The following is an 8,570-nucleotide window of genomic DNA, read 5'->3' as shown; positions in this document are numbered from 1 at the left end:
GTCTTTGCGCCAGCGCACCGCGACACGATTGCCCGATTGGCCAGCCAGCCGGGACAGGATCGACAGGCTCTTGCCGATCCGCCACTCGACCTGAGCCGACGGCCCCTCGCGTCCTCCGCCTGTGAGTTCCAGATACAGATCGTCCGTGAGGTACTTCCCGCCCGAAACGGTGACACCGCTCTGCTGGCCACCTGCGAACGCCAGGCGATCGAGTCCGGCAAAACTCTTGAGATTGCCAATGATATCCAGTCCGCCACCGCCGGTCAGGGATGACAATGCCGAGGCCAACTGCGCCGCCTCAACGGGTGATAGTTGCGAGGCGGAGCGCTCGAACAGCACTTTGGACAGAATTTCATCGTTGGGCAGACTGGGCGACGACACGAGGGCGATCTCCGGCCTGGCCGCCGTGCCGCGGATGCGGACGGTCACCTTCAGAGAAGGATCCTCTCGCGTCGCGTCCAGTTGCAGGCGGATGTTCTGTGGTTTGCTGGCCAGATACACGATGCTTGTGTCATCGAACGCAAATCGCTTGCCCGCAAAGTCGTAGTCCCCTCGCACGACACGGGCGGTCCCGGTAAGATTTGAGTTTGCAGTTGTGCCCCCGACTTGAGCGTCGAGCGATAGCTCGACATCCAGTCCGCGACCGCGCAGAAACACCCGACGCGGCGCTTTCAGTTTAACGTCCAGCGCCCAGCCATCACCCTTCTTCCGCGCGCCCTCGAAGGCGACCGGAAGATCGTAGGGGAGGTTCACTTCCCGGACATCCATCGCGATGACACCGGAGGGAACCAATGGCTCAGCCGCAATATCCGCGCGGTCTATGGTGAGATTTCCAGACAGCTTGACCTTGCCATCGGCGGCGCGATTGATCGTGGCCTCACCAGTCGCGGTCGCCGTCGCGGTTTCATTGTCAATGAGCCGGAACGCCTGCAGATCAAGACGGAAACTCGATACGCCGTCAGGCAGCAGACTGATGCGCCCCTGCCCGGCCAGCTGCCCGCCGCGACCGTCCGCGCCACGCGCTGAGATCACGTTCACAGCGTCGTCGCCGAAGGAAGCCTGCAATGCGACGTCCCTGAGGGAAAGACCGCTGGCGCCATCGTCAAAACGCCCGCGCTCGACTTCTATCCGACCTTCCGCCTCAGGCCTGGCCAACGTGCCCGATAGAACGCCATTGGTGCGCACAAATCCGGACAGCGACCTCTCTCCGCCGATCATGAGCTCCCACAAAGGTCGAACTTCGCCTTCAGCATTGAAACTGCCGCGCATCGGGCGTTGCCGGGATACGGCGACCCTGAATGGCCGGGCGGAGCTCTCGCTCGGCAGAACCAGACTGGCTTCGCCCTTCAAACCCTGTTGGCTGGCGGTAGCCAGGTCGAGGGTCAGGGTGTCCTGTGCAAGACGCCCGCGCAGCGTCCCATCAACACCCTGCGCCGCAGGCGTGCCGCGACCGCGCGCGTTCGTCAGGCGCGTCTCAAGTACGCCTGAGAGTTGTTCGCCGCGACCCTGCAAGACGAGAGTGCCGTCAACCCGCCCGTCAAAGTCGGGGTCAAAGAGGTTGAGGCCCAATTCCACGACCTTCACCCGCACAGTCGCCGCGTCCCCCTTGAGGGCGCCGTCAAGGTCCAGCTTCCCGCCGTCCGAACCCATAAGACGAACCCGTGCGCTTTGATCGCCATCGGCGAAGCGGAATGTCGCCGGCTCAACGGTCTGGAGATCTCGGCTTCCCAGGGCACCTCGCCCATCCAGGGTTAGATCGTAGCCTGGCCGGGCATCGGACAGCAGCCCCTGCCCCTTGATTGTCCATGCGCCCTGCCCCGATGCGCCACTCGCTTCTACGGCATAGGGCAATCTCGCCATTGGCCCGTCGGCGGTGAGTCTTGCCGAACGCACCAGGACCGCCGAACCCCGCGCGCGAAGCCGCTCAGCGTTGAGAAGCAGCACCGCACGGGCACCTCCGCTGGCATCGACGATCCTGGCGGTTCCTGTCATCCGGCCCGCATCCAGCAGGGCGCCTGGCCCGATATCAAGCGCGAGGTCAGCCGCCGAGGGCGCGCGATCGCGCAGAGTCAGCCTCCCCGACGCCCTCACCCCTCCAGCGTCGATGACGAGATCGGATAGATCCACTCCACCTGGCGCAAAGCTGAAATCGGACCCCGCTCGCGCCGGCCCGTAGGCGCTTTCCGCGGTCAGGGAAACACTGCCGTTGGACCCGTCGGCCTGGCGCTGGAAGACCAGATTCAACTTGCCGTTTCGCATCGGCAGCCGCGGGACGTCGATCTGCTCAAGGTCCGCCGTGAGCGTCAGCCGCGGCGAAACCAGGTCTCCCGTGATATCGCCATCGCCCCTGGCACGCCCCAAGACCTCGACCGGGCCCGCCCGGAAGGGCCCTGACGCCGACCAGTCGGTCCGGAACCCGAGCGTGCCGGCGGCGCCGAGAGCACCCGTGGCGGTGGCGTTGAGCGCCGCGCCATCCAGCCTGGCCCGGGAAACCTCAAGACGCCCGGCGAGCCACGCGGCCCTCGCCTCCAATCGCGGCTTGCTGCCCAACAAGCGGTCCATTTCCGCGAACCCCAGCGCGAACCGATCCCCCTGCGCTTCGAGCGCGATGTCCCACGGACGTCCAACCCGGCTCTGGGATGCAGACCCTTTGAAGGCGACACTCCCCGAGGCCCCCGGCCTTGCGACCGTGAGGTTGTTGATTTGCGCGGTCGCCTTGAGGTTTACCGCGCCCACAAGGTTCCGATCACCGCTGGCCTGGACCCGCAGTTCACGCCCGACGATGTCCAGGCGCCGGACCAGAATTTGGCCGTTGGCGAGGCGCTCACCCTCGAGGCTCGCCGTTGGCGCGGCGCCCAGCAGGGTGGCGGCAAAACCGGCGCCCTGCCCGCCGGATCCAGTTGCCGCAGCCTTGATCGCGTAGCGACCCTTGGCGGATGAAACCTCGATCGGTCCGGTGATGCGCGCAAGGCGATACCCACTGGCGGCAATGGCTTCGAGTGACGCGACGCCCACGAACCGCCAGTCGCTGGCCTTGCCCGTCACGCGACCCGCCAATCGCGCCGGTCCAGAGGTCGGCCCTCCCGTCAGGCGTGACAATGATCGGGCCTCGGCCACAACCTGGGCGCCCTTGGCAGCCAGATTGAGGCTGGCAGGATTGCCAAGACCCCAGGCATGAACGCCGAGCGCTTCCGACCTGAAACGACCGTCCAGGGCATAGAGGTCGGAGCCCGCCCGGCTCCCGCTGACGATGAACTGAAGCTCCGGGCCCAGCCGGCCCGCCAGCACGGTCGTCAGTGACGAGGCTGTCAGCGACACTCGCCCCGTGGCCTGGCCGCCTTTCGGCGTCCACGCGCCGGTCGCGTCCAGTGGCCTCGTGTTCCCCGAGGTCGCGTGCGCGGTAAAGTTGCCCCGGGAAAGCGACCCCTCGCCCCGGACCACCAGCTCGAAGGGTTGATCCACGGGGAGACCTATAGCGCCCGCCAGCGCACCGCCCCGGGCTTCCTCCGCCTTACCATCGACCTTGAAGACGCCCTTTGCGCCCGTTCTGAAGCCCAGGCTCAGTTGATCCCCGACATGCAGGCGACTCATGGCCGACACCCGACCCGACTTGGGACCTCCACGCTCAAGGTCAAGATTGGCGCGGACGTCGTAGTCGCCCTGCTGGCCGCTGAAGGCGGGGTCCAGCAACAGCCGCGTGCGAAGGTCGCGGATCTCTATCGAGACCGGCTGCTCGCGCATGGGGCGACGCGGGCCAAGCTGGGGTCGCCGAAGGACCCGGACGCTGCTGGCTTCAATCCGGCTCGCCTCGAATCGACGTGTCAGAAGTTGGCGATAATCCCATGAAATATGTACATTATCCGCTTGAATCCAGACGCCGTTGGCGTCTCGAAGCGTGACCCTCCTGGCACGAACGTCACGCCAGAGGTCACCTGTCAGGCCTTCGATCCGCAGTCTGCCAAGCTGGCCTACGCGCAAACCATCTGCCCGGGCCTCGACAAAGGCGCGCACTGGCGGAAGCAACACGCCGTATCGAAGTGCGGCGAGGGTCCCGACGACGGCCAGAAGGATCGCCGCCAGGATAAGGACGATCCGGCGTCCGCGTCGAGGCGCGCGTGGCGGGGCATGATGTTCTGTCGTGGTCAAAAGCTCTGACCGATGCTGACGTATATCTGGAAGGGCGGCTCCCCACGCCGACGCGTGACCGGGGTCGCAATATCCACCCGGATCGGGGCGAAGCCGAGATTGTACCGGACCCCAAAGCCAGCTCCGATGGCCAGATCCCGGAAATCCACCGGGCCGCCTGATCCCACAGCTCCGGCATCGGCAAACACGGCGAAGCCCCATGTGGATGTGAGTTCGCGGCGCACCTCAAGCGACGACTCCATCAGAAACACCCCGCCGCGCGGTGTGCCGTCCGGGAAACGCGGGCCGACGGCCTGATAGGAAAAGCCCCGCACCGAACCCCCGCCACCGGCGTAAAACCGCTGTGACGCCGGTACCTGATCCACCACGCCGTTGACGATGCGCCCCAGTCGCAGGCGCGCCGCCACAACCGTCTCGCCGCCCTTGTCCAGGGATTGATAGACCGTCCCCTGCGCAACACCCCGCAGGTAAGGCAGGTTGGTGTCGCCCACGATCAGGGTTGGTTCAAGCCGCGCACTCAGGCGCCACCCGGCCTTGGGGTCGAGGGGATCAGTGGATCGGTCGAGCAAAAGGTCCGACAGCGCAACGAACGTGACGAGATCCCGCCCGAGAGGCGTCAGGGTGTTCAACCGGATTTCCTGGGTACGGCTGTAGTCGGTGGAAAGCCCAACCGTCGCGTAGGAGGTCTTCCCATAACGGCGGGTCACATCAGCGTGAATCCCGAACCCGGTTGCGTCAAAGGCGTCGGTCTTGACCTGGTAGCCGGCGGCGCCGGTGCGAAGCGTCTGTTGAGCCCGACGCCAGTGCGGGAGCGACAGATCGCCGCCAGCCCGTGTGTCGCGATCCGAAATCTGGCCGAAGAGTGCGATAGTGTCGGCACGCGCCAGACGATTGTAGTGGGTCCAGCGCACGTTCACACCGGCGCCCTCGCTGGTCGAATAGCTGGCGCCGCCCTCGATTGAGCGAGGCTTTCGTTCCGCCAGGCTCAGCACGACAGGTCGATATCCATCGCCGGATATCGCGCCCGGCGGTGACAACGCGACCGTGACGGCATCGTAGGCCCCTGTATCGAGCAGGCGGCGCTCAAGCTCGGCCACATCATCAGGATTATAGACCGCGCCGGCCGTCCAGGGCGTGAGCCCCCGCAGAAAGCCAGTTTGTGTCTGACCTGACGCCTGGATGTCCAGCCCGCCAAGCCGCACGAGCGCGCCCGAGGCGATACGATATGTCGCCAGTACAGATGTATCTGAATGGTCCACGAGTACATCGAGCGGCGCCGCCTCCGCGTCGGCGTAACCGCGCTTCTGTATCGCGGCCAACACCCTCCCCTCGGCGCCCAGGATATCAACCGACCGTGCGGGGGCGTCGGGCACAAGGGTAAGGGCCCGGTTCGCTACAGAGATCGTGTCTTCGTCTGGCGAGGCGCCCACCCAGCTCAGGGCGGGTGATTTCAATCGAAACTGAGGGCCAGGCGAAATCTGAACGACGGGCAACGGCGGATCGGACTCTCCCACATCAGGCTCGACCCGATAGCCGTAATAGCCTTCGGAACGTAGGACAGCGATCGCGTCCTCTGCGGCGGCGCGGGCGCGGCGACGGGCCTCGAAACGATTCTCCACGGGGCGATCCGTGGCGCCGATGACCTTCTGGATTGTGGCTTTCAGTTCGCCCGACACCTCACCCTGTACGGTAGCGCGCGGTTCCGCAGCCTCCGCAAGAACGGGCGCACAGGCAGCCGCTGACGCGGCGACAGCATATAGCAGTCGACCCAATCCAGATTCCCTTGGTCGCAGCCTCGAAGGCCGGTGTAACCGGACCACCCCCTCCTGTCATCCATCTGGCGGCGCCCAATTTCTGGGCAGCGGTCGAACGGTTGGCGAGGTTCCAACGAATTTCAACGCTATGCTTCCGGTGACCCCTTAACCGTCCTACAGATTCAGCCGGTCTTTCCGGCCAAGGGTGTGAAAACTGTCGTGAGCGCCAAACGAGACGACCAGCCGACCGAGACCGAGGCGCCCGCGCTGCCCTATGACGAAATGCTGGCTCCCGACGGTCGGGTCCGCAAGCACTACCACGCCCTGGAGGCGCGTCTGGCGACCTTGTCTGCGGACGAATTGGCCGAGCGACAGAAGACACAGGAACGGTTTTTCCTGCTGCAGGGCATCACGTTCACGGTTTATGGCGCGGAGAGTTCGACCGAGCGCATCATTCCGACCGACATCCTGCCGCGCATCATTCCCGCCCAGGAATGGGCGCGCATCGAGGCCGGGCTGATCCAGCGTCTGCGGGCGTTGAACATGTTTCTGGCCGACATTTATTATGACCAGCAGATCCTGATGGACGGCGTGGTGCCGCGGGAACTGGTGCTTCAGGCGCCGTCCTATCGTCGTGAGATGCAGAACCTCTACGTGCCACACAAGGCTTACGCCAACGTCTGTGGCTCCGACCTGATCCGCCAGCCGAATGGCGAGTTCGCGGTTCTGGAGGATAATCTGCGCGTCCCCTCCGGCGTCTCGTACATGCTGGCAAACCGCGAAGCCTCAAAGAGGGTGTTTCCGGGTACGTTCCGCGGGGCTGGCGTCCGGTCGATTGACCGCTATCCCGACCTTCTGCTGGCCACATTGAAGAGCATGGCTGCCGACTGGCGTCCAAACCCGCAGGTCGCCGTACTGACGCCGGGGGTCTACAATTCCGCCTACTACGAGCACGCCTATCTGGCGCGTTTGATGGGCGTGCCGCTGGTTGAAGGCCGTGACCTCGTGGTGCACGAAAACATGGTCTACATGCGCACGACCACCGGCCTGCGCCGGATTGATGTGATCTACCGCCGGGTTGACGACGACTTCATCGATCCTCTCACCTTCCGACGGGATTCCTCACTCGGCGCAGCAGGATTGTTCAACGCCTATCGCGCCGGCAACGTGGTGATCTGCAACGCGCCCGGGACCGGGGTGGCCGACGACAAGGCCGTCTACGCCTATGTGCCGGAAATCATCCGCTACTACCTGAACGAAGACGCCATCCTGCCCAACATCGAGACCTACCTATGCCGCGAACCGGCGCAGTTGAGCCATGTGCTGGCAAATCTGGACAAGCTGGTTGTCAAGGCCGTGGGGGCCTCGGGAGGCTATGGCATGCTGGTGGGGCCCCACTCCACCAAGGCTCAGCAGGAAGAGTTTGCCGATGCTCTGCGGGCTGATCCCGCCAACTATATCGCCCAGCCGACGATTCAACTTTCCACAGCGCCCTGTCTGATCGATCACGCCATCGAGCCGCGGCACGTGGACCTGCGACCGTTCATCCTGTCGGGCGAGAAGATCACCGTGACACCCGGCGCCCTGACACGCGTGGCGCTGAAGAAAGGGTCGTTGGTGGTCAACTCCAGTCAGGGCGGGGGCTCCAAGGACACCTGGATTCTGGCTGAAAGCAAGGGAGCCGCGCGATGATGCTCGCCAGAGTGGCCGACAGTCTCTACTGGATCGGTCGATATGTGGAGCGCGCCGAGCATATGTGCCGGCTCTCCGACGTGATGCTGAACGCGACCCTGGATCGCTCCGAGGCCGCCACCCAGGTGGCGCGGATCGCGCTGGCGGCCGTTGGCGACCCGGAGATGGCGCGCGCCAAAAGTCCCTATGACGCGGCCCTGGCCCTGGCGCTGGATCGCGGCGACCGGGGCTCCATCTATTCGTCCATCGCCCACGCCCGCGAAAATGCCCGTCAGGTGCGCGACCAGATCACCACGGAGACCTGGGAACGGCTGAACCTGATCTATCTGCGCATGAACGATCCGGACGCCACGCGATCGTTCGAGGGTGGTTCACAGCTCTTCCTCCACGATACCATCGCCGATCTCCATCTCTTCAAGGGCGCCGGTGACGCCACGATGAGCCATGGCGAAGGCTGGAGTTTCCTGTTGCTGGGCGTCTATCTGGAGCGCGCCCAACTGATCGGATCTCTTCTGGAGGTTGTGTTCGGGGAGGGCCGCAAGCGCAAGCCTGTTACAGACCACTTCGCGCTTACCAGCGTGCTCCGGATGGGCTGCGCCCTGGAGCCCTATCTGCGGGTCTACACCGCGGAGATGCAGCCTCGCTACATCCTGCAGTTTCTGACCCTGGACGAAGATTTCCCCCGCTCCATTCGCTTCTGCACGCAACAGATCGAAACACACCTGGCGGCCATTGTCCGCCACTCCGGCATGGCGGGCAGCGGGCCGGATCGACTGGCGGGTCGGCTGCGGGCGAGACTCCAGTATGGCGACATGGATGAACTTGAGGCCCAGGGCGCCAGTCCGTTCCTGAAAACCGTGCTTGAGGAGTGCTCGGCCATCCACCGCAGCCTCTACGACGCCTTTGTCGCCTACCCCCTCGAAGACCGCCTCCCCGCCTAGAAGGAAGAAACGTGCTCCTCGAGATTCGTCACATCAC

Annotated in this window: 4 protein-coding genes; 2 read left to right on the top strand and 2 right to left on the bottom strand. The window is 64.8% G+C overall.

All coding sequences use genetic code 11. The annotated features are described in order from the left end of the window. Both ACIQ42_RS12400 and ACIQ42_RS12395 read right to left on the bottom strand, forming a co-directional pair. A partial coding sequence (locus ACIQ42_RS12400; protein ID WP_397422501.1) for a translocation/assembly module TamB domain-containing protein occupies positions 1–3,741 on the bottom strand: 3,741 nt, incomplete at its 3' end. A 401-nt stretch (positions 3,742–4,142) separates the two neighbouring features. Further along, positions 4,143–5,918 carry an autotransporter assembly complex family protein gene (locus ACIQ42_RS12395; protein ID WP_397422500.1) on the bottom strand — a complete coding sequence of 592 codons (1,776 nt, stop codon included), beginning with the start codon at positions 5,916–5,918 and terminating at the stop codon, positions 4,143–4,145. Positions 5,919–6,182: 264 nt separating this feature from the next. Here ACIQ42_RS12395 and ACIQ42_RS12390 point away from each other — a divergent pair, with 264 nt between their 5' ends. Together ACIQ42_RS12390 and ACIQ42_RS12385 are read left to right on the top strand one after the other, a co-directional pair. Then, on the top strand, positions 6,183–7,592 hold the full coding sequence (locus tag ACIQ42_RS12390) for a circularly permuted type 2 ATP-grasp protein (protein ID WP_397422502.1): 1,410 nt from the start codon (positions 6,183–6,185) through the stop codon (positions 7,590–7,592). Next, positions 7,589–8,533: an alpha-E domain-containing protein gene (locus tag ACIQ42_RS12385; protein ID WP_397422499.1), complete on the top strand. Its 945-nt coding sequence runs from the start codon at positions 7,589–7,591 to the stop codon at positions 8,531–8,533. Before ACIQ42_RS12390 ends, ACIQ42_RS12385 begins: the two co-directional genes overlap by 4 nt. Positions 8,534–8,570 lie beyond the last annotated feature (37 nt).

Source organism: Phenylobacterium sp. (assembly GCF_044372605.1).
GTDB lineage: Bacteria > Pseudomonadota > Alphaproteobacteria > Caulobacterales > Caulobacteraceae > Phenylobacterium.
Note: the sequence above shows the minus strand (reverse complement) of the source record. Positions and strands in the feature narration are given on the sequence as shown.

Bases quoted from the DNA above. Each gene is read 5' to 3' on its own strand.
- ACIQ42_RS12390 (WP_397422502.1), top strand. From the start codon at position 6,183: ATGCTGGCTCCCGACGGTCGGGTCCGCAAGCACTACCACGCCCTGGAG.
- ACIQ42_RS12385 (WP_397422499.1), top strand. From the start codon at position 7,589: ATGATGCTCGCCAGAGTGGCCGACAGTCTCTACTGGATCGGTCGATAT.